Raw genomic sequence first — 26188 nt, forward strand, 5'->3', positions numbered from 1 at the left:
CCTGCAGTGGCTTCGGGACCCGGTTCATACAAGGAATTTGGTGACCCCCTGGGGTTGGATCAGCCTTCGATTTCTGCGATCCACGGCAGGCAAGGCACGTGCCTGCGCAGGGTCCGATCGGCAGGTACGAAGCCGCGGGCGAGTTCCGAGGGGGGAGCGTTATCCAGACGGTGGCACTCTCCGGCCAGAACTTCGGCAAAGGCCAGCAACTTGCGTCGGGCTTGATTCTCAAGCAGGCCGGCCGCGGCCTTGGCGCCGCTGCTGATCAACCTAGTGGTGCTGATCAATTCCCTCTTGGCGGCTGAATCCCCGTGCGCAAGAGCACGCGACAAGCGGTCGCGCTCTCCAGCTACATGGGCCGCAGCGAGAAAGAGAATCGATGAGGCTGCGTTCTCGGCCGACTCTCCTGCATTGGTAATGGCGTTTGCCAACAGGGGGAGCTCAGCGAATGGGAGCGGGTCGGCGGTCTCCCATAGGGGTTCCGAAACTCGGAGCCCGACTCCTATACCCGTGCTGTCCACGCATAGTGGCGGCCGGGCACGCGAGCGTTGTCGCAACTCCCAACGCTCGACACCCGGGTCAGCTATGGATCCCCTAAGAATCGCGCGGAATGCTTCTCGCACGTCGTTGATGGAGAGATCTGGAATGTCCAAGCGCACGAGACTGCCTTGGCGTCGAATGTCCAGCACTGAGAATCTGGCCTCTCCAGCGGCCTGAAGTATGGCGAGGTCTCGGCTGACGTAGGTTGTCTCCATCGCGCCCCAATTGATCAAGGACGCGTTCTGCCCGTAGGCCACGGCGACTCCGTGCTCGAACCCGTGGCAGATGGTACGGGCTCGGATGACAGCGTCCAGTACCGCCTGCAGATCAGTCGGCTGGCCGCCCAAGAGGAGCGTGCCGTCGACGGGGTCCCAGCGGAAGTCCTCGTGTGCGTTCGCGTTGCGCCAATCAGATCGGATCGTGGAAGCGAGCATTCTGCACAGCGGCTGTGTCCCCTCGGCCACGAGCAGGTCTCGTATGGTCGAGAGAGAGGCTCCTTGCGGGATCGTCCTGCCCAGCAGTTCCAAGACCACAGTGGCTGTGCGCTTGACGTCGCCTTCCAGCGCAGCCCGATGCATGTCCAAGACCGCACGCGCCTTCTCTTCCTGATGCTCCGCCCGGTTGTAGGCATCGTGGTAGGCGATCTGTCCGCGGTGGGAGGACAGCAACTCCCGTTCCTGACTGCCGTGCCGTGCAATCACCGCACACGTAAGTTCTGGGTCCAACTTCAGATGGGACGTCACCAGATCACGCGATAGGAGTGTGGCGCGGTGTGCCTCCAAGGGACGGTCGGACAGTGCGAGGGCTGCTAGGTGATTGAGCAGTTTCACTGTCAGCGGTATGGAGTCGTCAATCAGATGACTCATGCTCCGGCGTAGCCGACGATCGAGTTTCTTTGGATTCTTCGCCCAGGCAGCCAGCAAACGAGCTCGTACCGCTACGCCCGAGCCCTTACCCACTTCCTCGGCCGACAATCCGAGTGCTCGTCGGTATATGTCCTCGTCAGGAGCGCTGGCCTGATGATGATTCCTGGTTGCAGTCTCCAGAGCCCGCGCAATTTTTTGGGCCGCTTGAGCATGCCTTTGTACCGGAGCCCAGCCTGCCTCTAGCCACCCCTGCTTGAGGCAGGCGAACAACGCTTGGACCTCGCATTGATTTGCTTGCGCCAGATCAGCAGCCAACCGTCGCTCAGCCGCGCTGGTACGGGAAGGGCTGAACCGGGATACCTCAGCTGCCACGGAGCTAAGAGCGACAACTGACGTGCCGAGACGCTGCAACAACTCGGGAAGTCGCCTCCCGACCGTCGCGCCGGAGGCGGTCCGCAGGAGCAGGATTTCCCTCACCGTCTCGTCGGTTTCCTGCTGAAGCCTGGGTAGGTCGGCGTCCTTCAGCACGGACTTCCACTGCGCGCGGGTCACCGGTATGAAGGCCACATCCTGTTGCTTCGGCGGCTGCACATGCGGTGCAGTGAGCTTCAGGCGTCCGATCAGTGCTTGCGTAGCGGCACGGGATTCTCGTTCGACCGTGCCCAGTTGGCCGGGGAAGACTGTGTCCACCAACACAGAATGTCACCGGCGCCTGGGTTGAAGCTCGCCCTTTTCCTCGATGGCCCTCGCACGACGAGGATTGGTACGGGACACACGCTACAGAGCAAGGCCGCCACCCCGACGGGAGTGGCGGCCTCACTGCTGCTGACGCTACGTCAGTGGATCGACCGGGCGGTGCACACGCGGTGCACAAGAGGGCGGAAAGCAAGCGGGAACAGCGAGCACTGCTAAGCAGCATTTTCGCAGTTCAACGCATGTTTTCAGGAACCCTCCCAGGTCGCCCGGACCTGATCTTTAGATGTCGAAGTACAGCTCGAACTCGTGCGGGTGCGGGCGCAGCTGCATCGGGGCGATCTCGTTGGTGCGCTTGTAGTCGATCCAGGTCTCGATCAGGTCGGACGTGAAGACGCCGCCGGCCTGGAGGTACTCGTTGTCCTCCTCCAGGGCCTCGAGGACGGCCGGGAGGGAGGTGGGGACCTGGGGGACGTTCGCGTGCTCGTCGGGGGCGAGCTCGTAGAGGTCCTTGTCGATGGGCTCGGCCGGCTCGATCTTGTTCTTGACGCCGTCCAGGCCGGCCAGGAGGAGGGCCGAGAAGGCGAGGTAGGGGTTCGAGGACGGGTCCGGGGCGCGGAACTCGACGCGCTTGGCCTTCGGGTTGGAGCCCGTGATCGGGATGCGCATGGCGGCCGAGCGGTTGCGCTGGGAGTAGACGAGGTTGACCGGGGCCTCGAAGCCGGGGACCAGGCGGTGGTAGGAGTTCACCGTCGGGTTGGTGAAGGCCAGCAGCGAGGGGGCGTGCTTGAGGATGCCGCCGATGTAGTAGCGGGCGGTGTCCGACAGGCCCGCGTAGCCCTGCTCGTCGTAGAAGAGGGGCTCGCCACCCTGCCACAGGGACTGGTGGACGTGCATGCCGGAGCCGTTGTCGCCGAAGATCGGCTTGGGCATGAAGGTGGCGGTCTTGCCGTTGCGCCAGGCGACGTTCTTCACGATGTACTTGAAGAGCATCAGGTCGTCGGCCGCGGCGAGCAGCGTGTTGAACTTGTAGTTGATCTCGGCCTGGCCGGCGGTGCCGACCTCGTGGTGCTGGCGCTCGACCTTCAGGCCGGCCTTGTCCAGCTCCAGGGAGATCTCGGCGCGCAGGTCGGCGAAGTGGTCGACCGGCGGGGCCGGGAAGTAGCCGCCCTTGTAGCGGACCTTGTAGCCGCGGTTGTTCTCCAGCGCGCCGGTGTTCCAGGCGCCGGCCTCGGAGTCGATCTCGTAGATCGAGCGGTTGGCGCTGGTCTCGAAGCGGACGCTGTCGAAGATGTAGAACTCCGCCTCCGGGCCGAAGAACGCCGTGTCGGCGATGCCCGTGGAGGCGAGGTACGCCTCGGCCTTCTTCGCCACGTTGCGCGGGTCACGGCTGTACTGCTCGCCGGTGATCGGGTCGTGGATGAAGAAGTTGATGTTGAGGGTCTTGTCCCGGCGGAACGGGTCCAGACGGGCGGTCGACAGGTCCGCGCGCAGGGCCATGTCGGATTCGTGGATGGCCTGGAAGCCGCGGATCGACGAGCCGTCGAACGCCAGTTCCTCGGTCGGGTCGAACGCCTCCGCCGGCACCGTGAAGTGCTGCATCACGCCCGGCAGGTCGCAGAACCGGACGTCGACGAACTTGACGTCCTCGTCCGCGATGAACTTCTTGGCCTCGTCGGCGTTCTGGAACATCCAACTCCTCCTAGACCGGCCACCTGGGGTGTCCGGGGATTGCTTCGATGAGGCCGACCATAGAGAGGCGGGATTTCCCGGGCATGACCCGATTGTTTCGACCGCGTTAACCGGAGGATGTCTTCCGGCCAGGCCCCGCCGCCCGGGAAAACCCCGGCGGCCCAGTACGGTGGACGGGTGGACAACAGGCAAGCAATCGGATCATGGCTCTCCGGGCCCCGCGCGGCCGCGGAGGACATGGGCATCGAATTCGGCCACCGGGGTGAACGCCTCGGGCTGCCGGCGAGCGGGCCGGGATCCGTCGCCCCGCTCGGGCGGCGCTTCGGGGCCCTGGCCATCGACTGGGCGCTGTGCATGCTCATCGCATACGGATTCCTCGCGAACGGCGACCCGCAGCGCGCCGGCAACTGGGCGCTGCTCGTCTTCTTCGTGCTCAGCGCACTCACCGTCGGCACGATCGGGTGCACGCCCGGCAAGCGGCTGTGCGGGCTCCGCGTCATCGCGCTCGGCGGTGAGCGGCTCTCCCTGCCGAGGGTACTGCTGCGCAGCGCGCTGATCCTCCTCGTCATCCCCGCCGTCGTCTGGGACCGCGACACCCGCGGGCTCCACGACCGCCTCTCCGGGGCCGTGCAGGTGCGGATCTAGCCGGAAAGCGAAGAAGGAAAGCAAAGAAGAGGCGGGGCCCTTTCGGGTCCCGCCTCTTGTGTGTCCGGTGTCGCCTCAGCGGCCCTTCGGCATCCGCATGCCCTTCGGCATCGGGCCCTTGGGGATCGGCATGTTGCTCATCAGGTCGCCCAGCGCGCGCAGGCGGTCGTTCACCGCCGTCACCTGCGGACCGGGCAGGACGCGGGGCAGCTTCAGCAGCGTCGTGTGCAGCTTCTTCAGCGGCACCTGGCCCTCGTCGTTGCCCACGACGATGTCGTGCACCGGCACGTCCGCGACGATGCGCGCCATGCGCTTCTTCTCGGCGGCCAGCAGGGCCTTGACCCGGTTCGGGTTGCCCTCGCCGACGAGCACGATGCCCGCCTTGCCGACGGCCCGGTGGACGACGTCCTGGTTGCGGTTCATCGCGACCGCGGGCGTCGTCGTCCAGCCACCGCGCCGGATGTTCTCCAGGACCGCGGCAGCGGCTCCCGGCTGGCCTTCCATCTGCCCGAAGGCAGCGCGCTCGGCGCGTCGTCCGAAGACGATCGCCATCGCCAGGAATGCCAGCAGGAAGCCGAGGATGCCCAGGTAGACCGGGTGATCGAGCCAGAAGCCGATGGCAAGGAGTACACCGAAGGTGACAATGCCCACAGCTGCGACGACAAGACCGACCTTCGAGTCGACCTTCTTGGTCATCTTGTAGGTCAGGGCGATCTGCTGCAGACGCCCGGGGTTCTCGGATGGTTCCTTCCTCGCCATACGGCGCAGTCTACGTGGCCGAAGGGCCAGGGGCCGCCGCAGCCTCCAGCAGGTGCTGGGCCTCCCGGCGGTCGCGGGCGCGGCGGCGATCCTCGAGCACCGCGGTCCAGGCATTGCGGCGGGCGGTGCGCTGGCCACCGCGCATCAGCAGTTCCTCCAGGGCGCGCAGGGCCCCGGTGACGGACGGGGGGCGTACGGAGAGCGTGGTCGGCAGTGCGGAAGGGGCGCGGGTGGCGGTCGTGACGACTGCGTTACCGGGCGCGGCCTGCATGTCGGTAGTCCCCTCGGGAGCGGAGAAGGCGTCGGCGTGGAGGGTGTCGTACTGCTGTGCGTGCTCACATTGTTACTGAACGGTGTTACCAACGCGTGACCGCTTGGTCAAACCCCTATGAAACGTTTACGCGGCCCGCCCCCTTCGCAAGGGGACGGGCCGCGTGACGTTCTCGTGCGTGCCTACGCAGCGGCGCGGCGGTCCATCGCCTGCTGGTACAGGCGGCCGGCGCGGTACGAGGAGCGGACGAGGGGGCCCGACATGACGCCGGCGAAGCCGATCTCCTCGGCCTCCTCCTTCAGCTCCACGAACTCCTGCGGCTTGACCCAGCGCTCCACCGGGTGGTGGCGCACGCTCGGGCGCAGGTACTGGGTGATCGTGATCAGCTCGCAGCCCGCGTCGTGCAGGTCCTGCAGCGCCTCGCTGATCTCCTCGCGGGTCTCGCCCATGCCCAGGATCAGGTTGGACTTGGTCACCAGGCCGTACGCGCGGGCCTTGGTGATGACCTCCAGCGAGCGCTCGTAGCGGAAGCCGGGGCGGATGCGGCGGAAGATCCGCGGCACGGTCTCGACGTTGTGCGCGAAGACCTCGGGGCGGGAGGCGAAGACCTCCTCCAGCAGCTCGGGCACCGCGTTGAAGTCGGGGGCCAGCAGCTCGACCTTGGTGCGGCCGCCCTCGCGGCCGGCGGTCTGCTCGTGGATCTGGCGCACGGTCTCGGCGTACAGCCAGGCGCCGCCGTCCTCCAGGTCGTCGCGGGCGACGCCGGTGATGGTGGCGTAGTTCAGGTCCATGGTGACCACGGACTCGCCGACGCGGCGCGGCTCGTCGCGGTCGAGGGCCTGCGGCTTGCCGGTGTCGATCTGGCAGAAGTCACAGCGCCGGGTGCACTGGTCGCCGCCGATGAGGAACGTAGCCTCGCGGTCCTCCCAGCACTCGTAGATGTTGGGACAGCCCGCCTCCTGGCACACCGTGTGCAGGCCCTCGCGCTTGACCAGGCCGTGGAGCTCCTTGTACTCGGGGCCCATCTTGGCGCGGGTCTTGATCCACTCGGGCTTGCGCTCGATGGGGGTCTGGGCGTTCCGGACCTCCAAGCGCAGCATCTTGCGTCCGTCGGGTGCGACAGCGGACACGTCCGGCTCCCTATGACTTCGATTCCTCGGCGAACACCAGGGTACGCCCGTTGTTTCCTACGTTCTTACTCGTGCGCCCTGGGCAACCGATGACAGGCCCGGGCGCATTCCCGCCCGGCTCAGGCCGGGGTGGGCTCTGCGGTGGCCGGGGTGGGCTCTGCGGTGGCCGCGGTGGGCTCCGCCGCCGGCCGCTCGACCTCGCGCGGCAGCGGGGCCTCGGACTCCAGCACGTCCCGCAGGTGCTTCTCCACCAGCGGCAGCACCTCGGCGACCGTGACCTGCCGGCCCAGCTCGTTGGAGAGCGAGGTGACGCCCGCGTCGCGGATGCCGCACGGCACGATCCGGTCGAACCAGGTGTTGTCGGGATCACAGTTCAGCGAGAAGCCGTGCATCGTGACGCCCTTGGCGATGCGGATGCCGATGGCGGCGAGCTTGCGGTCCTCCCGGCGCTGGCCGGCGTTGGACGGGGCGTACTCCGGGCCGTTCAGACGCGGGTCGAACTCCTCGTCCGTCAGACGGGGGTCGAAGTCCAGGCTCAGGCCGGGGATCGCCGGGCGCTGCTCGACGGGATCACCGAGCACCCATACGCCGCTGCGCCCCTCGACCCGGGTGGTCTCCAGGCCCAGCTCGGCGCAGGTGCGGATCAGGGCCTCCTCCAGACGCCGTACGTGGGCGATCACGTCGACCGGGCGCGGGAGCTTGAGGATGGGGTAGCCGACGAGCTGGCCGGGGCCATGCCAGGTGATCTTGCCGCCGCGGTCGACGTCGATGACCGGGGTGCCGTCCAGGGGGCGCTCGCTGTCCTCCGTGCGCCGTCCGGCCGTGTAAACCGCCGGGTGCTCCAGCATCAGGCAGGTGTCCGGAATCTCGTCCGCGAACCGGGCCGCGTGCACGCGGCGCTGCTCCTGCCACGCCTCCTGGTACTCGACGGCGTCCGCCCCGAAGCCCAGGTGGACAAAGCGCAGCTCACTCACGGCAGCTCCTGTTCGAACCGGTTTGCGTGTCTCGGTGCTCGACGCGCCCTAGGCCACTGTACGGCGGCGGCGTTCGAACACCGCAGGCGGCCGCCCGCCGCCACCGGCCCCCGGACCCCGCCCGACGATCTTCATTCGGGATTTGATCTGTCCTCACACGATCGGATGAATGCGGGGCGAAGGTGGCGATCGGGGCGTTGAAGGCCGCTAAGTTCACGCCGTTCCAGGAACAGAAGATCAGGGAGACCGGCAGGCTGATGACGGAACGACCCCCCCAGCGCATCCCCAACCGTCAGCTCGCGGCGCTGATCGCGGAAGCCGGCTTTTCCAACGCGGGTCTGGCCCGCCGCGTCGACCAGCTCGGGCTCGAGCACGGGCTCGACCTGCGGTACGACAAGACGTCGGTGACGCGATGGCTGCGCGGGCAGCAGCCGCGCGGCACCACGCCCGCCCTGATCGCCGAGGTGTTCACCCGGCGGCTCGGGCGGCGGCTGTCCGCACAGGACCTCGGCCTCGACGCGTGCGCCCCCGTGTACGCCGGGCTGGAATTCGCCGCTTCGCCGGAAGAGGCCATCGACATCGTCAGCGGTCTGTGGCGCAAGGACTCCGGCAGCCACACCGAACTACGGAAGATCGCCTTCACCCCGGCCGGGCTCGTGGTGCCCAGCCGGGACTGGCTCATCGGGCGCGCGGACGAGCGCGTGGCGCGCGGGGTGAGCCCCGCACCCCCCGAGGGCGCCCCGCGCACCGACAGCGCCGGCCGCCCGATGCCCCCGCCCGCCGCCCGCCCCGGGCAGCTGCCCCGCCAGCGGACCGCGGCCGCCGCCGAGCGCCCGCCCGGCGGCCGGGTGTCCATGGGCGACATCGCCGCCCTGCGCTCGGTGGGCGAGCTCTTCCGCACCGTCGACCACGCCTACGGCGGCGGCCACGCCCGGCAGGCACTCGTGCGCTATCTCGAACACGAGACCGAGCCGATGCTGCGCGGCACGTACGGCGAGACCACCGGCCGGCGGCTGTTCGGCGCCGCCGCCGACCTCACCCGGCTCGCCGGCTGGACCTCGTACGACATCGCCGCACACGGCCTCGCCCAGCGCTACTACGTCCAGGCCCTGCGCCTGGCGCAGGCCGCGGGCGACCGGGCCTACGGCAGCTATGTGCTCGTCACCATGAGCCGGCAGGCGGTCTACCTCGGCCACGGGCGCGAGGCCGTGCAGCTCGCCCGGGTCGCCCAGCAGGGCGTCGGCTCCGCCGTGCCCCCCGTGGCCCAGGCCATGCTCCACGCCGTCGAGGCCCGGGGGCACGCGGTGCTCGGCGAGGTACGGGCCTGCTCGGCGTCGATGGCACGGGCCGAACGCTCCCTGGAGGCGGCCAAACCCGCCGACGAGGCCCCGCACTGGATCCGCTACTTCGACGAGGCGGAGCTCGCCGACGAATTCGCCCACTGCCACCGCGACCTGCAGCAGTACCGCGCCGCCGCGCAGCACGCGGAGCGGTCGCTGCAACTGCGCAGCCCCGCGTACGCGCGCAGCCGGCTGTTCTGCAAGGTCGTGCTCGCCACGGCCCGGCTGGGGCTCGGCGAACTGGAGCAGGCCTGCACGCTCGGAGCCGAGGCCGCGGCCCAGGCGGGCGAGATGCGGTCGGTGCGGGCGCTGGAGTACGTGCGGGACTTCGAGCGGCGGCTGGAGCCGTACCGGGACGCTGCGCCTGTGCGCGGGTACCGGGAGAAGGTCGCGGCGCTCTAGCGGCGCGGTCACGCCGCTCGCAGGGCTGCTCCCGTGTGGGTGGGGCGGATGCCCAGGTCGTGGAGGACCGCCTGGGCGGCCCGGCGGCCGGAGAACAGGGCGCCCTGCACCGTGCTGGTGTCCCGGTGGTCGCCGCACACGTACAGGCCGGACAGCAGCCGCACGGTGCGCCGTACGTCGTGCGGCGCCGGCATCGCCGGGACGGCGTCCGCGTCGTGGTGGACGGCCAGCAGCTCCCAGTCGTCCGCCGGCGTGCCGTAGACGCGGGAGAGCTGGGCGCGGGCCGCGCGGTCCAGCTCCTCGCGGGGCAGGCCGGCGGCGGCGCCCAGCACCGTCGAGGTGATCAGGGCGCGGCCCAGCGGCGCCCGGTCCGGGTCGACCTCGCTGGCGACCGTGGTGTGGGCCACCGGGCCGGGGCACGAGCCGGTCAGGATCAGCGAGGCGTCGCGCAGCGGCGGTTCGGGGGCGGCGTGGTGCAGCACCGTCACCGGGTGGAAGCCGGGCAGCCGCAGGCCCGGGATGAGGTCGGCGGCGGCCCGGGCGCCGGTGGCGACGACGACGGAGCGGCAGGTGAAGTCGCCGTGGTGGGCCGTGCTGACCGAGGTGGTGCCCACCGAGGTGACCTCGACGCCGTGCTGCACGGTGCCGGCGGGCAGGGACGTGGTCATCAGGTCCGGCATGACGGCCGCGCCGCCGGCCGGCAGGCACAGCCGCCCGCGGGCGTAGCCGTGCAGGACGAGGTCGGCGCACCGGCTGGAGGTGCTCAGCTCCGGGTCGGAGAGCAGGGACGCGAGCAGGGGGCGCAGGAAGCCCTCGACGGTGCGGGCCGGCAGGCCGCGGGAGGCGAGGGTGTCGGCCGTGGGCCGGTCGGGCCTGGCCAGCATCCGTTCGCTGGGCAGCGCGGCGAGGCGGGCCAGCGCCGCGCCCAGCCGCGCCTGATCGAGGCCGGCGCTCCGGGAGGCGCGCGCCGCCGCGAAGGCGCGGGCGGTGGTGAAGGCGCGCTTGGCCCCGCGGAGTTCGCCGGTGCGGTGGTTGCGCCCGTCGGCGTGCACCAGCACGCCCGGGCTGAACGGGCGCAGTTTGAGGCCTTCGAGGCCGGGGGTGCGCAGCAGTTCCGGGAAGGAGGTGTTGAGCAGCTGCCCGGTGCGGTCCAGCAGGAAGCCGTCCACGGCGTCGGTGACCATCCGGCCGCCCGGCCGCTCGGCCGCCTCCAGGACCGTGACGCTCACCCCGGCGCCGATCAGGTGGTGGGCCGTCGAGAGGCCGGCGAGGCCGGCTCCCACGATGACGACGTCAGTGTGGCGTGCGCTGTTGAGCACGTGCCCTCCCGGGGTCGGTCCGCTCGCTCGGGGGCCTGATGCCCTCAACGAGCGGTCGCGATGCGCGAGTTCGCCTCGACCGTAGAGAGAAATCCGGTCAATAACAGTCGCGCATGGACCGAGCACGGTCGCACAGCGGTCGCACGGCCGAAGGAATTGCGGCGTGGGGGTGGAAGTCAGTCCTCCGTCAGCGCCGTGCGTACGGCGCTCGCGAAGTCCGGGCAGGCGAAGGAGAAGCCCGTCTCCAGCAGCCGCCGGGGCACGGCCCGCTGGCCGGCCAGGACGTCCTCGGCCATCTCGCCCAGCGCCAGCCGCAGCGCCGGCGCGGGCACCGCGAACGGCGCAGGGCGCCGCAGCGCGCGCCCCAGCACCCGCGTCGCCTCCCGGTTGGTCACCGGCTGCGGCGCGGTGAGATTGACCGGACCGCAGACGTCCGACGCATCCAGCAGGTGCCGCAGGGCGGCCACGTGGTCCCGCAGGGCGATGAAGCTCCAGTACTGGCCCCCGCCGCCCAGCCTGCCGCCGAGTCCCAGCCGGAAGAGCGGGAAGAGTCGTGCCCCCAGGCCCCCGTGGCGGGAGAGCACGAGACCGGTGCGCAGGAGCACGGTCCGCACGCCCGCCTCCGCGGCGGCGCCCGCCGCCTCCTCCCAGTCGCGGCACACCTCGGCGAGGAAGCCGCTGCCGGGCGGGGCGCCCTCGTCCACCACGCGTTCCCCGGTGTCGCCGTAGATGCCGATCGCGCTGCCGCTGAGCAGTACGCGCGGCGGCCGGTCGAGGGAGGCGAGGGCCTCGGCGATCGCCCCGGTGCCGTGCACCCGGCTGTCGCGGATCTCCTTCTTGTACGCGGCGGTCCACCGGTGGTCGCCGATCCCGGCACCGGCCAGGTGGACGACGGCGTCGCAGCCGGCCAGCCCGGCGGCGTCCACGCGGCCCCGGGCGGGATCCCAGGCGACCTCGCCGGGCGCGCGCGGGGCGCGCCGGACCAGCCGGACGACCTCGTGGCCGTCGGCCGCCAGCGAGCGGACAAGGGCCGAACCGATCAGGCCGGAGGCCCCCGTGACGGCGACGCGGCTCATGCCCGGAACCGCTCCCACAGCCGGGGGAAGCGCCGGGCCAGCTCGCCGTCGTCCTCCACGTCGAACGCCGTGCCCAGCGGCTCCGGCGGCTGCGGCGGAAGCCCCAGGTCGGGCGTCTCGGTGCCGGTCAGCTGCTCGTACGCCTCGTCGGCGGCGTACCCGAGGTCCTCGCCGTCGCCGTCGACCTCCTCGTCGAAGTCCTCCAGGAGGTCGGCCAGACCGTCGGGGTCGTGCAGCGCCCCCTCGAAGACCTCCCGGCCCTGGCCGATCAGCCAGCAGCGGAAGTAGTCGAAGACGTCGTCGCTCGCCCCGTCCAGCAGCACCGCCGCCGCCCCCCACAGATCCCACAGGTACGCGCGGTTGTAGCGGGACTCGAAGTGCCGGGCGAAGTCCAGCACGCCGTCCGGGTCCAGCCGCAACAGCGACTCGACCAGCACATCCGCCTGGTCCTCGGGGTCCCCCTCGGCTGCGTCGCGTGCGCTGTCGATCAGCTCCCAGAACTCCGTCTCGTCCATCACGGGTCCAGCATCGGCCCTGGCGCAGGGCAACGCACCCCGAGGGGTACGGATGCTGCCGTGTTGTTACCGGTGAGGGTGGGACCGCAATACACGACAGAAGGTGTCCGGTATCGCTGTGAGAGTGCCTCCGTCGCCATCGAACGGAAGGAAGGACCACCGTGTCGGGAACCGAGGAACGACCCCTGGCCGGCAAAGTCGCCCTGGTGGCCGGGGCCACCCGCGGCGCGGGCCGCGCCATGGCCGTCGAGCTGGGCCGGGCCGGAGCCCTCGTCTACGCCACCGGCCGCACCACGCGCGAGCACCGCAGCGAGGTCGGCCGGCCGGAGACCATCGAGGAGACGGCGGAACTGGTCGCCGCGGCGGGCGGTACGGCGGTCGCGGTGCCCGTCGACCACCTGCGGCCCGAGCAGGTCGAGGCGCTCGTCGCACGCATCGACGCCGAGCAGGGGCGGCTGGACGTCCTGGTCAACGGACTCTGGGGCGGGGACCACCTGCTCGACTACCCCGAGGGCTTCGAGAAGAAGATGTGGGAGCTCGACCTCGAGGCCGGGCTGCGCATGCTGCGGCTCGGCATCGACTCCCACCTGATCACCAGCCGGTACGCGCTGCCGCTGCTCACCCGGCGGCCGGGCGGACTGGTGGTGGAGGTGACCGACGGCACGGCCGAGTACAACGCGAACCACCGCGGCCACGTGTACTTCGACCTGGCCAAGTGCGCACCGATCCGCATGGCGCTGGGCCTGGCCCGGGAACTGGCGGACCTCGGCGGCACCGCGGTGTGCCTGACGCCGGGGTACCTGCGCTCGGAGGCGATGCTCGACACGTACAAGAAGGTGACCGAGGAGAGGTGGCGCGACGCCGTCGCGGACGATCCGCACTTCTGCATCTCCGAGAGTCCCGCGTACGTCGGGCGGGCGGTGGCCGCGCTCGCGGCGGATGCGGAGGTGGGGCGGTTCAACGGGCAGTCGCTCTCCAGCGGGCAGCTGGCGCGGGTGTACGGCTTCACGGACGTGGACGGCACGCGGCCGGACGCGTGGGGGTACATCGCCGCCCTGGAGGCGGGGAAGGAGCCGCGGGAGCGGGATTACCGCTGAGCCCTGGCTGCGGGTGCGTGGCGACGAGCCACGACGGCGGGACGGTCAACCGTAGAGCTCTGCCATCCGCGCGGCCGCCCGTGCAACGCGCGCCCGCAGCTCCGGCGGGCCGAGCACCTCCACCTCCGGGCCGAGCCCCAGCAGCTGCGACTCCGCGACCTCCAGCGACTCCACCCGCAAGGTGACCGTGACGCGGCCGGCCGCGTCCGCGGGGCCGGCCGCCGCGAGGGCCTCGTGGGCGGCGGCCGCGTCCGTGACGTGCGGCAGCCGGCGTGCTCCGGCCGGCGTCAGGCGCAGTTCGGTGGACTCGCGCAGGATCGACCGGGCGAACGCGGCCGCGCGCTCCTCCCAGAACGCCGCCAGGTCGAAGTCCTCGTCGCGGCGGAAGACCTCCTCGCCGACGGCCACGTCGTCGAACCGGTCCGCCCGGTAGACGCGGTGGTCGTCGCCGGCCCGTGCCACCACGTACCACGCGCCCGCCTTGAGGACGAGCCCGTACGGTTCGAGCTCGCGGACGACCTCGCCGTCCCGGCGGCGGTAGCGGGCGGTGACGCGGCGGTCGTCCCACACCGCCTCGGCCAGGGCGGGCAGCAGGGCGGGCGTCCTGTGCGGGCGCCACCAGCCGGGGGCGTCGAGGTGGAAGCGCTGTGCCGCGGCCGCGGGGGCGTCGCCAAGTTCGGGGTGCAGGGCGGCGGCGACCTTGAGCCGGGCCGCGGAGGCCGCATCCGCCAGGCCCATGTCGCGCAGGGCCGTGGGGACGCCGGAGAGGAAGAGCGCCTCGGCCTCGGTGCGGCCCAGGCCGGTCAGCCGGGTGCGGTAGCCGCCCACCAGGCGGTAGCCGCCGGTGCGGCCGCGGTCGGCGTAGACGGGGATGCCGGCCTCGGACAGGGCCTGCACGTCGCGGGCGACGGTGCGCTCGGAGACCTCCAGGCGGCGGGCGAGCTCGGGCCCGGTCATGGAGGCCTTGGACTGCAGCAGGAGCAACAGGTGGATCAGCCGGGCCGCGCGCATGCCCCCCATGATGCAGGGGCCCGCGGGCAGCACGGGGCGGGACGACAGGAGGCCGTGCGCCAAGCCAGGGCACGGTGACGAACGGCGTCCTGTCGCCACCCCTGAGCCGTACCGCGACACAGGACAGGGCGCGCGGTGTGGCTCCGTCGGAGACGATACGCCTTTGATCGATGATCGATCAATCGTTGCGTGGGGGAGATGCCGAGGAGATTTTGTGGAGAGCGGGTGCCGGTGCCGTCAGATCTGCGGCGCGCAGCTCAGGACGTGGGAATTGAGCAGCTCGCCGATGGCCGGGTCGCGCTCGGCGAAGGCCTGCACGATGCGGGCGTGCTCCTCGGCGTGGGCCCGGGGGGTGGGGCTGAGCCAGCGGATGGACAGCGCCGTCCACACCTCGATGCCCAGGGACTCCCAGGTGTGCAGCAGCACCGCGTTGCCCGCGGCCCGCACGATCTCCCGGTGGAAGGCGACCGTGTGCCGCGCCTGGGCCTCGGTGTCGCCCGTGCGGTCGGCCTCGCGCAGGGCCGCGACCTCCCGCTCCAGCGCCCCCGTGTCGCCGGCCAGCCGCTCCGCGGCCAGCTCGGCGGCCACCCGCTCCAGGCCGGCCCGCACCGGGTAGCTCTCCTTGAGGTCGGCGGCGGTCAGCTCCCGCACGCGGGCGCCCTTGTTGGGGGCGGACTCGATCAGCCGCAGGGACTCCAGCTCCCGCAGCGCCTCGCGCACCGGCGTCTGGCTCACCAGCAGCTCCGCCGCGATGCGGCGCTCGACGATGCGCTCCCCGGGCTGCCAGCGCCCGCCGACGATGCCCTCCAGGATGTGCTCGCGGATCTGCTCGCGCAGCGAATGGACGACGGGCGGGGCCATGGGTGCTCCTTGAGCCGGGCGAGCGTGGACCGGGGGCCATTATCCCGGTCGGGTACGAACAGGCCGAAGGGCGCGGACCCGGCCCGTACGGATACGGGAGGGGCCCGCGCCCTTCATGGCGCAGCGGGGTGCCTAGGAGGTCACAGACCGATCTCGGTCTCGAACTCCGCGGCCTCCAGGATCTGCTTGACCGTGGTCAGGTAGCGGGCGGCGTCGGCGCCGTCCACCAGACGGTGGTCGTAGGACAGGGTCACGTAGACCATGTCGCGGATGGCGATGGTCTCGCCCAGCTCCGGGTGGTTGATGACCACCGGGCGCTTGACGGTGGCGCCGATGCCCAGGATCGCGACCTGGTTCGGCGGCACGATGACCGTGTCGAACAGCGCACCGCGCGAGCCGGTGTTGCTGATCGTGAAGGTCGCGCCGGAGAGCTCGTCCGGCGTGATCTTGTTGCCGCGGACCTTGCCCGCGAGCTCCGCCGTCTTCTTGGCGATGCCGGCGATGTTGAGGTCACCCGCGCCCTTGATGACCGGGGTCATCAGGCCCTTCTCCGAGTCGACGGCGATGCCGACGTTCTCGGAGTCGAAGTAGGTGATGGTGCCCTCGGCCTCGTTGATCCGGGCGTTGACGACCGGGTGGGCCTTCAGCGCCTGGACGGCGGCCTTGACGAAGAACGGCATCGGGGAGAGCTTGACGCCCTCGCGGGCGGCGAAGCCGTCCTTGGCCTTGTTGCGCATCCGCATGATCTTGGTGATGTCCACCTCGATCACGGACGACAGCTGGGCCTGCTCGTGCAGCGCCTTCATCATGTTGTCCGCGATCGCCTTGCGGATCCGCGGCATCTTGACGGTCTGGCCGCGCAGCGGCGAGACCTCCAGGGCCGGGGCCTTCGGCGCGGCGGCGGCCGGGGCGGCGGCGGCCGGAGCCGGGGCGGCCTTGGCGGCCTCGGCAGCGGCGACGACGTCCTGCTTGCGGATGCGACCGCCGACGCCGGTGCCGGCGACGGTGCGCAGGTCGACGCCGGACTCGGCGGCGAGCTTGCGGACCAGCGGGGTCACGTACGCGCCGTCGGCCGCCGGGGTGGCGACGGCGGGCGCCGGGGCGGCCGGGGCCGGGGCGGCCGGCGCGGGAGCCGGAGCCGGGGCCGGAGCCGGGGCGGGGGCCGGAGCAGCCGCGGCCGGGGCCGGGGCAGCGGGGGCGACCGGGGCAGCCGGAGCCGGAGCGGCCGGAGCCGGAGCGGCCGGGGCCTCGGCGGCGGGCGCCGGGGCCGGGGCGGCCGGAGCCGGAGCGGCGGCCGGGGCGGCACCCGGGGCACCGATGACGGCCAGCTTGGCGCCGACCTCGGCGACCTCGTCCTCGCCGACGACGATCTCGAGCAGGACGCCGGAGGCCGGGGCCGGGATCTCGGTGTCGACCTTGTCGGTCGAGACCTCGAGCAGCGGCTCGTCCTCGGAGACCTCCTCGCCGACCTCCTTCAGCCAGCGGGTGACGGTGCCCTCGGTGACCGACTCGCCCAGCGCGGGCAGGACGACGTCGACGCCGGAGGCGCCACCGGCGGCGGCCGGGGCCTCGGCGACCGGCGCGGCAGCGGCCGGGGCCTCGGCGGCCGGGGCCGGGGCCTCGGCGACGGGGGCCTCGGCAGCGGCGGCGGCCGGGGCGGGGGCCTCGGCGGGCGCGCCGGAGCCGTCGTCGATCACCGCGAGCTCGGCGCCGACCTCGACGGTCTCGTCCTCGGCCACGTTGATCTTGGCCAGGATGCCGGACGCCGGGGAGGGGATCTCGGTGTCGACCTTGTCGGTGGAGACCTCGAGCAGCGGCTCGTCGGCCTCCACTCGGTCACCCTCGGCCTTGAGCCAGCGGGTGACGGTGCCCTCGGACACGCTCTCGCCGAGCGCCGGCAGGGTTACGGAAACCGCCATGGTGCGGTTGCTCCTTACGAGTAGTGCGGATGGTGGTGCGCTCGGGACTCAGTCGTGCGAGTGCAGGGGCTTGCCGGCCAGGGCCAGGTGGGCCTCGCCGAGGGCCTCGTTCTGCGTCGGGTGCGCGTGGATGAGCTGCGCGACCTCGGCCGGGAGGGCCTCCCAGTTGTAGATCAGCTGGGCCTCGCCGACCTGCTCACCCATGCGGTCGCCGACCATGTGGACGCCGACCACGGCACCGTCCTTGACCTGGACGAGCTTGATCTCGCCCGCGGTCTTGAGGATCTTGCTCTTGCCGTTGCCGGCCAGGTTGTACTTCAGAGCGACGACCTTGTCGGCGCCGTACAGCTCCTTGGCCTTGGCCTCGGTGAGACCGACCGAGGCGACCTCGGGGTGGCAGTACGTGACGCGCGGCACGCCGTCGTAGTCGACCGGCACGGGCTTGAGCCCGGCCAGGCGCTCCGCCACCAGGATGCCCTCCGCGAAGCCGACGTGCGCGAGCTGGAGCGTGGGCACCAGGTCACCGACGGCCGAGATGGTGGGCACGTTGGTCTGCATGTACTCGTCGACGAGGACGTAGCCGCGGTCCATCGCGACCCCGGCCTCCTCGTAGCCCAGGCCCTGGGAGACCGGGCCGCGGCCGACGGCGACGAGCAGCAGCTCGGCCTCGAAGGTCTTGCCGTTCTCCAGCGAGACCTTCACACCGTCGGCGGTGTACTCCACGCCGGAGAAGCGGGAGCCCAGCGAGAACGCGATGCCGCGCTTGCGGAAGGCGCGCTCCAGCAGCTTGGAGCTGTTCTCGTCCTCGACCGGGACGAGGTGCGGCAGCGCCTCGACGATGGTGACGTCGACGCCGAAGGACTTCCACGCGGAGGCGAACTCGACGCCGATGACGCCGCCGCCCAGCACGATCGCGGACTTCGGGACGCGGTCCAGGACCAGCGCGTGGTCCGAGGAGATGACGCGGTCGCCGTCGATGGTCAGGCCCGGCAGCGACTTCGGCACGGAGCCGGTGGCCAGCAGGATGTGGCGGCCGTTGATGCGCTGGCCGTTCACGTCGACGGACGTGGGGGAGGACAGACGGCCCTCACCGGTGATGTAGGTGACCTTGCGGGAGGCGACCAGGCCCTGCAGACCCTTGTACAGGCCCGAGATCACCTCGTCCTTGTACTTGTGGACGCCCGCGATGTCGATGCCCTCCAGGGCAGCCTTGACACCGAACTGCTCGGCCTCACGGGCCGAGTCGGCGACCTCGCCGGCGTGCAGCAGCGCCTTGGTGGGGATGCAGCCGCGGTGCAGGCAGGTGCCGCCCAGCTTGTCCTTCTCGATCAGGGCGACGTCCAGACCCAGCTGGGCACCCCGCAGGGCGGCGGCGTAACCGCCGCTACCGCCTCCGAGGATCACTAGGTCGAAAACGGTGCTGGCGTCGTTCGCCACGTCACGTCCTCCATGCATGTACGCCGGAGCCGGTCGTCGGTGACCGGGCGGCGGCTGTCGTTCGGCCGCGTTTTGCGTCGGCCCGTGATTACTGGGGCCCTGTCCTGCCGGGACAACATCTTCGCACTTGTTGACGGACGGCGGGACGCCGGGCCGGGGTGAGGGATGGCTGATGCGTCACCTTGACGGGGTTACTCGTTGGTACGAGTCGGTGTATTCGTGCGGGTTTCGTCCGTAGCGAACACGAACGCCCGCCGGGCGCATTCCCGCCCCGCCCGCCTTGACGCCCGGGCCGGTACGCCCGACGGCCACGGCCCCCGTACCAGGAGCCGTGGCCGTGTCGTGGCGGCGCGTGCCGGAGCGCCGGATCAGCCGAGCTCGCCGTCGGCGGTGCGCTCCGCCAGACGCACCAGGGTGCGCACCGCGGAGCCGGTGCCGCCCTTGGGGGTGTAGCCGTACGGCGCCTTCTCGTGGAAGGCCGGACCCGCGATGTCCAGGTGGGCCCAGGTGATGCCCTCGCCCACGAACTCCTGCAGGAACAGACCGGCCACCAGGCCGCCGCCCATGCGCTCGCCCATGTTCGCCATGTCGGCGACCGGGGAGTCCATCGACTTGCGCAGGTCGGCCGGCAGCGGCATCGGCCAGGACTGCTCGCCGACCTCCTCCGCGATCTCGTGCAGCTCGGTGCGGAAGGCGTCGTCGTTGGCCATCACACCGAAGGTGCGGTCGCCGAGCGCCAGGACCATGGCACCGGTGAGGGTCGCCACGTCCACGATCGCGTCCGGGTTCTCCTCCGAGGCGCGGGTCAGCGCGTCGGCCAGCACCAGACGGCCCTCGGCGTCCGTGTTGAGCACCTCGACGGTCTTGCCGCTGTACATGCGCAGCACATCGCCCGGACGGGTGGCCGAGCCGGAGGGCATGTTCTCCGCGAGGGCCAGCCAGCCCGTGACGTTGACGGCCAGACCCAGCTTGGCGGCCGCCACGACCGCGGCGAACACCGCGGCCGCGCCGCTCATGTCGCACTTCATGGTCTCGTTGTGGCCGGCCGGCTTCAGCGAGATGCCGCCCGAGTCGTAGGTGATGCCCTTGCCCACCAGCGCCAGGGTCTTCTCCGCCTTGGGGTGCGTGTAGCCGATGCGCACCAGACGCGGCGGGTTCACCGACCCCTGACCGACGCCCATGATGCCGCCGTAGCCGCCCTTGAGCAGCGCCTTCTCGTCCAGCACCTCCACCTTCAGGCCGAACTCCTTGGCCGCGGCCTGCACCTGCGCGGCGAAGCTCTTCGGGAAGAGGTCGTTGGACGGCATGTTGATCAGGTCGCGGGCCCGGTTGACCTCGCCCGCCACCGTGGCGGCGCGCTCGACGGCCGCCTTGAACGCCTTGTCGCGCGGCTTGGCGCCCAGGATCGCGGCCTCGCCCAGCGGGGCGCTGCGGTCCTTCGAGGCATCCTTCTTCGCCTTGGCCTCGCCGCCACGGTAGGCGGTGAAGCTGTACGCACCCAGGATCGCGCCCTCACCGATGGCGGCAACCGCGCCCGCGTCCTCCACAGGCAGGGCGAACGCGGCCTTCTTCGTACCGGCCAGCGCACGGGCGGCCACACCGGCGGCCCGGCGCAGCGCCTCGTCGGTGTACCCCTCGCCGTCGGTCGGCAGCTCGCCCAGACCGACCGCCAGCACGACCGGGGCCTTCAGACCGGCCGGAGCGGGCAGCTTCGTAACCTCGCCCTCGCCGCCACCGGCGCCGAGGGTCTCCAGGACGGAGGCCAGCTTGCCGTCGAACGCCTGGTCCACGGCCTCGGCGCCGTACGCGACGACGGGGCCCTTCGGGCCCTTCGCCACACCGACGACGACGGCGTCCGCGCGCAGCGTTGCCGCGCTGGAGGTGCTGAGAGTCAGAGCAGTCACGGTGGTGAAGTCTCTCTTCCGGTTGAGTTCCTCGGCCGGGCGCGTCCCGCGGGGCCTTTGCGCATCGTATGCGCCGGTTCGCTCGATGCTCAGTCCAGGTACGGGGTGCGGGTCGCTGCGGCGGGTGCGGGGTGCTGCCGCTGGGCCTTGCGCGGTTGCCCGGGTGCGGGCCGTCCGTGGCCGTTCGCGCAGTTCCCCGCGCCCCTTCGGCGTGCGCCGTCGCGCTTGCGCGCGTGCACCCGGGTGCGGGTCCGTAACGGCTGAACGCGCAGTTCCCCGCGCCCCTTCGGGGCGCCCCGTAACTGCGCCCGGTGCGACGGGGGCGCCCCGTCAGGGGCGCGGGGAACTGCGCGAACGGCCACCGGTCAGCCGCACCCGGGGCGATTGCTCAGCCCAGGGTCAGGGCCAAAAGGGCCGTCGTTGCGGCCGTTTCGGACAGGGCGCCGAAGACGTCGCCGGTCACGCCGCCCAGGCGGCGCCGGCAGTGGCGCAGCAACAGTTCCGCGGCCAGCAGAGCCAAAAGCACCGCCGCACCCGCGTGCAGTGACGCCGCCGCGGCTGCGAGGGTCGTCAGGGCCGCGACGGCCGCGGTGGCGGGGACGGGGACGACCCCGGCCACCGCCGCGCCCAGGCCGTCCGGTCGCGCCGCCGGCACCCCCGTCCGCGACGCGAGCGTCAGGGCGCAGCGGGCCGTGACCGCGGCGACCACCGCCGCGAGCGCGCCGCGCAGCGCACCCGCCTCGTACAGCCGGTCCAGGGCGGCGACCTGGCCGAAGAGGGTCAGGACGAGGGTGATGACCCCGAACGGCCCGATGTCGGACTGCTTCATGATGCGCAGCGCGTCCGCGGCCGGTTTGCCGCTGCCGAGTCCGTCGGCGACGTCGGCGAGCCCGTCCAGGTGCAGTCCCCGGGTGAGGACGGCCGGTACGGCGACCGTGGCCACGGCGGCGAGGAGGGGGCCCGATCCCAGCAGCGAGAACAGCGCCCCCGCCCCGGCCGCGCAGGCGCCGACGACCAGGCCGGCCAGGGGGGCGGCGAGCATTCCGCCGCGGGCGGCGGCCCGGTCCCAGCGGGTGAGCCGTACGGGGAGCACGGTCAGGGTGCCGAAGGCGAAGCGCAGGGCGTCGGCGGGGGTGGGCCGGTCGGCGGTCGTGTCGGTCACGGCGGGCAGGGTATCCCGCCGGTCGCGGGGGTTATTTTGGCCGGTAGCGCGGCCGAGAACGGGGTGAGTGGCGATGGGACACTGGCTGACCCGCAACGTCGTCGAGCCGGGCAAGCTGCCGTTGCTGCTGGCACTGGGGTCCTTCGTCCTCACCTTTCTCGTGACGCGGGTGATCACCCGGTTGATCCGGGCGGGCCGCGGCCCGTTCCGCAACATCCGTCCCGGCGGGCTGCATGTGCACCATGTCGTGCCGGGTGTGGTGCTGATGGTGGTGGGCGGCTTCGGGGCGGTCGCCCAGGGCCGCTACGGCTTCGGGGCGGCGCTGTCGGCGGTGCTGTTCGGTTCGGGTGCCGGGCTGGTGCTGGACGAGTTCGCGCTCGTGCTGCACATGGACGACGTGTACTGGACGGAGCAGGGGCGCAAGAGCGTCGAGATCGTCATCCTCACCGCGGCGCTGGTCGCCCTGGTGCTGGCCGGCTTCGCGCCCTTCGGCGTCAACGAGCTGACCCACGACGAGCTGCAGAACCGCACGCTCGTGGTGACCAACACCCTGGCCAACTTCCTGATAGCGCTTTTTGCCCTGGCCAAGGGCAAGCCGCGGCTCGCCCTGATCGGTGCGGTCGTGCCCTTCGTGGCCCTGATCGCCGCCGTGCGGCTGGCCCGACCGGGCTCGCCGTGGGCCCGCCGCTTCTACCGTCACCGGCCGCGGGCCCGGCGCCGGGCGCGGGTGCGCGCCTACCGGCACGACGCCCGCTGGGCGGCGGTCCGCAACCGCCTTCACGACCTGCTGGCGGGTGCTCCCGACCGGTGATGGCGCTGCCGGTGGGCGTCCCCGCGCGGCTTGCGCCGCCGCACGAGCTCCTCGGCGCCGCTGAGCACCAGGACGGCCACGAGGGCCGCGATGTGCTCCCTGCCCGCGAGGTTGGGCTTGGCGGCGACCTCGCCCACCATGGCCGCCACCACCACGGTGCAGGTGACCCAGGCGCGGTAGCGCCAGGCGACGTACACCGCGAGGCCCACGACCGCCGCCGAGGGGCCCGTGTCGATGATCCGGGCCGTGTGCGGGGGCAGCCCCAGCGGCGAGTCCGGCCCCAGGGCCACGCCCAGCCGCGCGTACGTCGTACCGGCCAGGGTGGCCAGGTACGCCACGGCCAGGGTGCGCCGCACTCCCAGGGCCGCCTCGGCGATGCCGAAGACGATGAGGATCTGTGCCAGCGCGCCCCACACCGGCAGGTCCAGGGCGGGCACGAACAGCGACAGGGGAGTGCGCAGCAGGGCCAGCCACCAGGGCAACTCGGCGCGTACCGAGCCCAGGTGCTGGACGGGGTGGTAGCCCCAGGACTGGTTCTGCACGAGCTGGAAGGCCGCGGTGAGCGCGACCGCCGTCAGCGTCATCGGAATGGAGCGGAGCCGCTTGCGGGCGAACGTCCCCCACACGGCCGCGTAGAGCGGCCCCCACTCGGTGCGCGCGGCGCGAAGCAGCGCCGCGCGGGTCATCGCCGGCTCTCCAGGTGTTTGCGATTGAGCCACTTGGGCAGGCCGGGCGCCTCCAGGAAGCCTTCCGCGCGGGCGCTGGCGATGCCGATGCGCAGCAGGTCAGCGCTCTTCTCGAACAGCATGAAACGAGGCTCCCAGATGGGACGGTACTTCGCATTTGCTCGATAAAGAGATTCGATCTGCCACCAGCGTGAGAAGAAGCTCAGCAGTGAGCGCCACATCCGCAGCACCGGGCCCGCGCCCAGGCGCGAGCCGCGTTCGAAGACCGAGCGGAACATGGCGAAGTTCAGCGACACCTGCTCGATGCCGAGTGCGCCGGCCCGCTGCAGCAGCTCGATGACCATGAACTCCATCAGGCCGTTGTCGGAGTCCCGGTCACGGCGCATCAGGTCCAGCGACAGCCCCTTCGGCCCCCACGGCACAAAGCTGAGCAGGGCCCGCAGCCGGCCCTCGGCGTCGAAGCACTCCAGCATCACGCAGCGGCCGTCGGCCGGGTCGCCCAGCCGGCCCAGCGCCATCGAGAAGCCGCGCTCGGTCGCGCCGTCGCGCCAGTCGTCGGCCCGGCGCAGCAGCTCGGCCATCTCCTCCTCGGGGACGTCCTCGTGCCGCCGGACGGTGACGGTGTAGCCGGCGCGGCGCACCCGGTTGTACGCCTGGCGCACCGTGCGCATGGCCCGGCCCTCCAGGGTGAACTCGGCCGTGTCGACGATGGCTTCGTCGCCCAGTTCGAGCGCGTCCAGGCCGTGCCGGGAGTAGATCGTGCCGCCCTCCTCGCTCGCGCCCATCACCGCCGGGATCCAGCCGTGCTCGCGCGCCTCGGCCAGCCACGGCTCGATGGCGCCGGGCCACGCCTCCGGGTCGCCGATGGGGTCGCCCGAGGCCAGCGAGACCCCGCCGACGACGCGGTAGGTGACGGCGGCCTTGCCCGACGGCGACCAGATGACGCTCTTCTCGCGGCGCAGCGCGAAGTAGCCGAGCGAGTCGCGCTCGCCCCAGCGGTCCAGCAGCGCGCGCAGCTGCTCCTCGTCCCCCGCCGTGAGCGGGTCGGTGGCGCGGCGCGCCCGGAAGGCCGCCCAGACGACCACGATCAGCAGGATCGTGCTCATCACGTTGATGGTGACGTCCACCCAGCCGGGCGGGGCGATGCCGGCGTAGCGCTGGTCGTCGGCGGCGATCGAGACCAGCCGCATCACGCCGTAGTGCCAGCGGTCCAGGAACGTCGAACGCTGCTCGTCCGTGGCCTGGTTGGTGATCGTCACCAGCCCGGCCGCCAGCAGCGAGGTGACCAGCAGGCCCACCGCCGCCACGGCCGAGGCCAGCTTGGGGTTGGAGCGGTCGCCCTTGGCGTAGAACTCCCGCCGGCCCGCCACCAGCGCCGCCGCGAACAGGGCCGTGACGATCAGCGAGAACCAGTTCAGCGGGTGCCGGCGGAACTCCGGGAAGAACATCACGAAGACGAGCAGCAGCAGGAGCAGACCCGCCAGGACGAGGTTGAGGATCCACGCCGCCCGCTTCCGGCGCCGCATGGTGATCGCCATGAACAGCGACACCACCGCGGGGGAGAAGCCGGCGGTCAGCAGGTACGGCGTGAAGAACTCGTCGACGTTGTGGCGGCGGATGTCCGAACCGAAGGACACCCACACCGCACCCAGGAGGTTGACGAAGGTAACGGCGCGCAAGTACCACACGGCAAAGCCGGCGGCCCGCCGGCGCCAGGCGGAGCCGCGGACGCCCTCATCCGGAGTCAAGCGGACTTCTCCCATGAAAAGTGAGCATATGGGGCGCGGTCTGCGGCGGTCCCGCCCCTGCTCCTACCCCTAGGAGCCCACGGGCAACTCCGCCGCCAGGGCCGCGGCCGCCTGCACCAACGGCAGAGCCAGCAGCGCCCCTGTCCCCTCGCCCACTGTGACGCCCTGATCCAGAAGAGGGTTGAGTGCCATCCGATCCAGCGCCTTGCCCTGCGCCGGATCACCACTGCGCTGCCCCGCCAGCCACCAGTCCGGGGCCCGGAACGCCACCCGCTGACCCACCAGCGCGCACGCCGCCGTCACCACGCCGTCCAGGATCACCGGCGTCCGGCGCACCGCGCTCTGCAGCAGGAAACCCGTCATCGCCGCCAGATCCGCACCCCCCACCGTCGCCAGCAGCTGCATCTGGTCACCCAGCACCGGCCGCGCCCGGCGCAGCGCGTCCCGGATCGCCGCGCACTTGCGCATCCACGCCAGATCGTCGATCCCGAACGCACCGCGGCCGGTCACCACCGAGGCGTCCGTGCCGCACAACGCGCCGATCAGCACGCCGGCGGCCGTCGTACCGCCCACGCTCAGATCACCCAGCACCACCAGGTCCGTGCCCGAGTCGGCCTCCTCGTCGGCGATCGCCATGCCCGCACGGAACGCCTCCTGCGCCTCCGCGAGTGTCAGGGCGTCCTCGGCGTCGATCCGGCCCGCACCACGGCGCACCCGGTGCCGCGTCACCTCCGCCGGCAGCTCCGCCGCATCGCAGTCCACGGCCATGTCCACGATGCGCACCTCCACGCCGGCACGGCGCGCCAGCACCGCGGCGCAGCTCGTGCCGTCGAGCGTCGCCCGGACCAGCTCCAGCGCACCGGCCGTCGGGCCGGCCGACACGCCGAGGGAGGCGACGCCGTGATCACCCGCGAACAGCAGCACCTTCGGCCGCTCGACCGGCCTGACCGGCACGCAACCCTGGGCGGCGGCGAGCCACTCGCCCAGCTCGTCCAGGCGGCCGAGGGCACCGGGGCGGGGGTGCGTGCGGTGGGTGCCGCGCTCCTCGGCCTCGCGGCGCACGGCGGCGTCGGGGCGCTCGATCAGCGTGGCGAAGTCATCCAGATTCAGACCGCTCATCCGGCCAACAGTACCCGCGCGGGGGCGAGCCGAAGCCGGTGCGGGTCGCCTGCGGCGGGCGGCCCGGACCCCCGGTCCCCGAACGCCGGGCGGAGCCCGGTCCGCCCGCGGGGCCAGGCTGTGTCCGGCGGATGGTGCAGCGCCCCGTAGGGGCGCGGGGAACTGCGCGATCGGCCACCGACGGCCCGCAGTCGAGGCGCCTCCCCGGCAC

The 26188-nt window shown here is 71.8% G+C and carries 22 protein-coding genes; 4 read left to right on the forward strand and 18 right to left on the reverse strand.

Annotation, left to right across the window (positions count from 1 at the left end; all coding sequences use genetic code 11):
• Positions 1-59: 59 nt before the first annotated feature.
• Together AB0K17_RS28005 and glnA are read right to left on the reverse strand one after the other, a co-directional pair.
• Entirely contained in the window at positions 60-2096 is a 2037-nt protein-coding gene (locus AB0K17_RS28005; RefSeq protein ID WP_365984679.1) for a hypothetical protein, read from the reverse strand.
• Positions 2097-2381: 285 nt separating this feature from the next.
• Positions 2382-3791: a type I glutamate--ammonia ligase gene (gene glnA / locus AB0K17_RS28010; RefSeq protein WP_365969726.1), complete on the reverse strand. Its 1410-nt coding sequence runs from the start codon at positions 3789-3791 to the stop codon at positions 2382-2384.
• Between the two features lie 177 nt (positions 3792-3968).
• Between glnA and AB0K17_RS28015 the strand changes: the two genes are divergently transcribed.
• Entirely contained in the window at positions 3969-4436 is a 468-nt protein-coding gene (locus AB0K17_RS28015) for an RDD family protein (protein ID WP_365969727.1), read from the forward strand.
• Between the two features lie 75 nt (positions 4437-4511).
• On the opposite strand, the gene AB0K17_RS28020 is transcribed toward AB0K17_RS28015, so the two are convergent.
• From AB0K17_RS28020 to lipB, 4 genes are all read right to left on the reverse strand, one after another.
• A complete protein-coding gene (locus AB0K17_RS28020) occupies positions 4512-5195 on the reverse strand; it encodes a DUF4191 domain-containing protein (protein ID WP_365969728.1) in 684 nt (227 codons plus the stop codon).
• A 10-nt stretch (positions 5196-5205) separates the two neighbouring features.
• The gene (locus tag AB0K17_RS28025; protein ID WP_365969729.1) at positions 5206-5466 is read right to left on the reverse strand and encodes a hypothetical protein; all 261 of its coding nucleotides are present in this window, start codon (positions 5464-5466) and stop codon (positions 5206-5208) included.
• Between the two features lie 182 nt (positions 5467-5648).
• Positions 5649-6596, reverse strand: a complete 948-nt coding sequence (gene lipA, locus AB0K17_RS28030; protein WP_344434628.1) for a lipoyl synthase — start codon at positions 6594-6596, stop codon at positions 5649-5651.
• A 119-nt stretch (positions 6597-6715) separates the two neighbouring features.
• A complete protein-coding gene (gene lipB, locus AB0K17_RS28035) occupies positions 6716-7570 on the reverse strand; it encodes a lipoyl(octanoyl) transferase LipB (RefSeq protein ID WP_365984680.1) in 855 nt (284 codons plus the stop codon).
• Between the two features lie 257 nt (positions 7571-7827).
• Here lipB and AB0K17_RS28040 point away from each other — a divergent pair, with 257 nt between their 5' ends.
• On the forward strand, positions 7828-9312 hold the full coding sequence (locus AB0K17_RS28040; protein WP_365969731.1) for a regulator: 1485 nt from the start codon (positions 7828-7830) through the stop codon (positions 9310-9312).
• Positions 9313-9320: 8 nt separating this feature from the next.
• Here AB0K17_RS28040 and AB0K17_RS28045 read toward each other — a convergent pair whose 3' ends face one another.
• From AB0K17_RS28045 to AB0K17_RS28055, 3 genes are all read right to left on the reverse strand, one after another.
• Positions 9321-10631, reverse strand: coding sequence for an NAD(P)/FAD-dependent oxidoreductase (locus tag AB0K17_RS28045; protein WP_365984681.1), 1311 nt, complete (start codon positions 10629-10631; stop codon positions 9321-9323).
• 176 nt (positions 10632-10807) lie between these two features.
• Positions 10808-11707, reverse strand: a complete 900-nt coding sequence (locus AB0K17_RS28050; RefSeq protein ID WP_365984682.1) for a TIGR01777 family oxidoreductase — start codon at positions 11705-11707, stop codon at positions 10808-10810.
• A complete protein-coding gene (locus AB0K17_RS28055; RefSeq protein ID WP_365969745.1) occupies positions 11704-12222 on the reverse strand; it encodes a DUF4240 domain-containing protein in 519 nt (172 codons plus the stop codon). The genes AB0K17_RS28050 and AB0K17_RS28055 overlap by 4 nt, the downstream gene beginning before the upstream one ends.
• A gap of 161 nt (positions 12223-12383) precedes the next feature.
• Between AB0K17_RS28055 and AB0K17_RS28060 the strand changes: the two genes are divergently transcribed.
• Positions 12384-13319 (forward strand): SDR family oxidoreductase, encoded by a 936-nt coding sequence (locus AB0K17_RS28060; RefSeq protein WP_365969734.1) that lies wholly within the window; start codon positions 12384-12386, stop codon positions 13317-13319.
• Positions 13320-13364: 45 nt separating this feature from the next.
• Here AB0K17_RS28060 and AB0K17_RS28065 read toward each other — a convergent pair whose 3' ends face one another.
• The 6 genes from AB0K17_RS28065 to AB0K17_RS28090 all read right to left on the reverse strand — a co-directional run bounded on the left by AB0K17_RS28065 (position 13365) and on the right by AB0K17_RS28090 (position 21613).
• Positions 13365-14330, reverse strand: coding sequence for a WYL domain-containing protein (locus AB0K17_RS28065; RefSeq protein ID WP_365969735.1), 966 nt, complete (start codon positions 14328-14330; stop codon positions 13365-13367).
• 237 nt (positions 14331-14567) lie between these two features.
• Complete coding sequence (locus AB0K17_RS28070; protein WP_365969736.1) at positions 14568-15191, reverse strand: GntR family transcriptional regulator; 624 nt, start codon at positions 15189-15191, stop codon at positions 14568-14570.
• 140 nt (positions 15192-15331) lie between these two features.
• Entirely contained in the window at positions 15332-17110 is a 1779-nt protein-coding gene (sucB, locus tag AB0K17_RS28075) for a 2-oxoglutarate dehydrogenase, E2 component, dihydrolipoamide succinyltransferase (RefSeq protein WP_365969737.1), read from the reverse strand.
• A gap of 48 nt (positions 17111-17158) precedes the next feature.
• Positions 17159-18547, reverse strand: a complete 1389-nt coding sequence (lpdA, locus tag AB0K17_RS28080; RefSeq protein WP_365969738.1) for a dihydrolipoyl dehydrogenase — start codon at positions 18545-18547, stop codon at positions 17159-17161.
• 368 nt (positions 18548-18915) lie between these two features.
• Positions 18916-20451: a leucyl aminopeptidase gene (locus AB0K17_RS28085; protein ID WP_365969739.1), complete on the reverse strand. Its 1536-nt coding sequence runs from the start codon at positions 20449-20451 to the stop codon at positions 18916-18918.
• Positions 20452-20839: 388 nt separating this feature from the next.
• Complete coding sequence (locus AB0K17_RS28090) at positions 20840-21613, reverse strand: adenosylcobinamide-GDP ribazoletransferase (RefSeq protein WP_365984683.1); 774 nt, start codon at positions 21611-21613, stop codon at positions 20840-20842.
• A 73-nt stretch (positions 21614-21686) separates the two neighbouring features.
• Between AB0K17_RS28090 and AB0K17_RS28095 the strand changes: the two genes are divergently transcribed.
• Positions 21687-22424, forward strand: coding sequence for a hypothetical protein (locus AB0K17_RS28095; RefSeq protein WP_365969741.1), 738 nt, complete (start codon positions 21687-21689; stop codon positions 22422-22424).
• On the opposite strand, the gene AB0K17_RS28100 is transcribed toward AB0K17_RS28095, so the two are convergent.
• The 3 genes from AB0K17_RS28100 to cobT are packed head-to-tail and all read right to left on the reverse strand — an operon-like array spanning position 22391 to position 25977.
• Positions 22391-23110, reverse strand: coding sequence for a hypothetical protein (locus AB0K17_RS28100; RefSeq protein ID WP_365969742.1), 720 nt, complete (start codon positions 23108-23110; stop codon positions 22391-22393). The genes AB0K17_RS28095 and AB0K17_RS28100 overlap by 34 nt on opposite strands.
• Entirely contained in the window at positions 23107-24873 is a 1767-nt protein-coding gene (locus AB0K17_RS28105; RefSeq protein WP_365969743.1) for a phosphatidylglycerol lysyltransferase domain-containing protein, read from the reverse strand. Before AB0K17_RS28105 ends, AB0K17_RS28100 begins: the two co-directional genes overlap by 4 nt.
• 54 nt (positions 24874-24927) lie before the next feature.
• Positions 24928-25977 (reverse strand): nicotinate-nucleotide--dimethylbenzimidazole phosphoribosyltransferase, encoded by a 1050-nt coding sequence (gene cobT, locus AB0K17_RS28110; RefSeq protein ID WP_365969744.1) that lies wholly within the window; start codon positions 25975-25977, stop codon positions 24928-24930.
• Positions 25978-26188: the final 211 nt, after the last annotated feature.

It is taken from the genome of Streptomyces sp. NPDC049585, from assembly GCF_040675615.1.
In the GTDB taxonomy this organism is placed as follows: domain Bacteria; phylum Actinomycetota; class Actinomycetes; order Streptomycetales; family Streptomycetaceae; genus Streptomyces; species Streptomyces luteosporeus.

Bases quoted from the DNA above. Each gene is read 5' to 3' on its own strand.
- glnA (WP_365969726.1), bottom strand. From the start codon at position 3,791: ATGTTCCAGAACGCCGACGAGGCCAAGAAGTTCATCGCGGACGAGGAC.
- AB0K17_RS28020 (WP_365969728.1), bottom strand. From the start codon at position 5,195: ATGGCGAGGAAGGAACCATCCGAGAACCCCGGGCGTCTGCAGCAGATC.
- AB0K17_RS28025 (WP_365969729.1), bottom strand. From the start codon at position 5,466: ATGCAGGCCGCGCCCGGTAACGCAGTCGTCACGACCGCCACCCGCGCC.
- AB0K17_RS28040 (WP_365969731.1), top strand. From the start codon at position 7,828: ATGACGGAACGACCCCCCCAGCGCATCCCCAACCGTCAGCTCGCGGCG.
- AB0K17_RS28050 (WP_365984682.1), bottom strand. From the start codon at position 11,707: ATGAGCCGCGTCGCCGTCACGGGGGCCTCCGGCCTGATCGGTTCGGCC.
- AB0K17_RS28055 (WP_365969745.1), bottom strand. From the start codon at position 12,222: ATGGACGAGACGGAGTTCTGGGAGCTGATCGACAGCGCACGCGACGCA.
- AB0K17_RS28065 (WP_365969735.1), bottom strand. From the start codon at position 14,330: ATGCGCGCGGCCCGGCTGATCCACCTGTTGCTCCTGCTGCAGTCCAAG.
- AB0K17_RS28070 (WP_365969736.1), bottom strand. From the start codon at position 15,191: ATGGCCCCGCCCGTCGTCCATTCGCTGCGCGAGCAGATCCGCGAGCAC.
- sucB (WP_365969737.1), bottom strand. From the start codon at position 17,110: ATGGCGGTTTCCGTAACCCTGCCGGCGCTCGGCGAGAGCGTGTCCGAG.
- AB0K17_RS28095 (WP_365969741.1), top strand. From the start codon at position 21,687: ATGGGACACTGGCTGACCCGCAACGTCGTCGAGCCGGGCAAGCTGCCG.
- AB0K17_RS28100 (WP_365969742.1), bottom strand. From the start codon at position 23,110: ATGACCCGCGCGGCGCTGCTTCGCGCCGCGCGCACCGAGTGGGGGCCG.
- AB0K17_RS28105 (WP_365969743.1), bottom strand. From the start codon at position 24,873: ATGGGAGAAGTCCGCTTGACTCCGGATGAGGGCGTCCGCGGCTCCGCC.
- cobT (WP_365969744.1), bottom strand. From the start codon at position 25,977: ATGAGCGGTCTGAATCTGGATGACTTCGCCACGCTGATCGAGCGCCCC.